The sequence below is a fragment of the Bacillus sp. LR--39 genome (assembly GCF_053613335.1).
Window position 1 is genome coordinate 1 of sequence record NZ_JBSIOT010000198.1, and the last position, 1,297, is coordinate 1,297.

General features: G+C 43.0%; 2 protein-coding genes and 1 pseudogene. 2 read left to right on the plus strand and 1 reads right to left on the minus strand.

Going from position 1 to position 1,297, the window contains the following annotated elements; genetic code table 11:
* Both ACWHAR_RS21740 and ACWHAR_RS21745 read left to right on the plus strand, forming a co-directional pair.
* Positions 1 to 211, plus strand: a pseudogene (locus ACWHAR_RS21740) (flavin reductase family protein); the annotation flags it as partial.
* Positions 212 to 387: 176 nt separating this feature from the next.
* Positions 388 to 723 carry a DUF4181 domain-containing protein gene (locus ACWHAR_RS21745; protein WP_017696591.1) on the plus strand — a complete coding sequence of 112 codons (336 nt, stop codon included), beginning with the start codon at positions 388 to 390 and terminating at the stop codon, positions 721 to 723.
* A 4-nt stretch (positions 724 to 727) separates the two neighbouring features.
* On the opposite strand, the gene ACWHAR_RS21750 is transcribed toward ACWHAR_RS21745, so the two are convergent.
* Positions 728 to 1,297 (minus strand): gamma-glutamyltransferase (locus ACWHAR_RS21750; protein WP_452087799.1); only part of this gene is annotated, 570 nt, incomplete at its 5' end.

Consider the following 1,297-nt stretch of genomic DNA (forward strand, 5'->3'; position numbering starts at 1 on the left):
ATTAGAGCGCCATATTACCTTTGACAATGATCAAGGCGTCACTACAGCAGATCTGCTCATCGGAAGAGTTGTCTGCTTCCACCTAGATGAAAAGGTGTATGATGCAGAAAAGGGATATATTTTAACGGATGAATTAAAACCTGCCTCACGATTGGCGGGAAATCACTATGCCAAACTGGGGGAAGAATTCACACTGATTCGTCCCAGCTGAAGAGAAGGACTATTTAAATAGAAGAAACTAGTCAAAAAGACCTTATGATTACAAAATATCGCCTGTTAATACTGAAAAAATATCAAAAAAAAAGAACACCCAGAGTAAGCTCGGGGTGTTCTTTTTGAAACGTTTTTTCTTTTTCTTCGTATAAAGGTAGATTAGGAGGAATTGGAATGACAAACTTTTGGATTTTAATGCTGATCGCTATTACCATCAGTCTCGCCTCTCAATTTTTTATAAAGAAAATATACGGTATTGATAAATCCGGCTGGCGATATAAGCATGTCAGCAATACACACAAATGGATCGAAATCACTTTACTTATTTTGTTTGTGGTTTCACTCTCCTTTTTTCCAGTTGAATATTTGCTTCTTTTATTTTTTATTGTGATTGACTCAATACGAATTTTTATGGAGTGGCATTATAGACCTGAAGATAAACAGTATATGTACCACATTGTAGAGGTCTCCCTTATGTTTATGCTTTTGATTTATATTTGTACCCTATAGTTATTTAAATCCCCACAGCCGCTCCGTCTCCCCGAGGATCGGCTCCGCCTTGGAGAAAGCCTTCTTCATCAACTTTGATTGCAGCCGCGTGTCCCATCAGCGGATCATAGTCACCGACAACCTCCACGAGATGCCCGCTGTCTTTCAGTTTTTGGATTGTTTTGTCTGTGAATCTGCCCTCGACTCTGAGACCTTCGTATTCCTCTCCCCACGTTCTGCCCCATACCCAGCGCGGTTCGCTGATTGCCTGTTGTGGATGCATTTCGTAGTCCAGCATTCGGGTAATGATGGCCGTCTGGGTCTGCGGCTGGCCTTCGCCGCCTTGTGTGCCGTACAGAATTTTTGGCTTTCCGCCTTTACAGACCATAGCCGGCATCAGCGTATGGAAGGTGCGCTTTCTCGGTTCAAGCGTGTTGACATGATTTTCATCCAGTGAGAAAAATGATCCGCGGTTTTGCAGTAATATGCCTGTATCACCCGCAGTGACTGCCGAGCCAAATTCAAAGTACAGGCTTTGAATGAATGACACTGCGTTGCCATCCGCATCGATTACGGCCGCATATGCCGTATCACT

What these genes read in the sequence shown, in the direction of transcription:
- ACWHAR_RS21745 (WP_017696591.1), top strand. Translation starts at nt 388, where the DNA reads ATGACAAACTTTTGGATTTTAATGCTGATCGCTATTACCATCAGTCTC.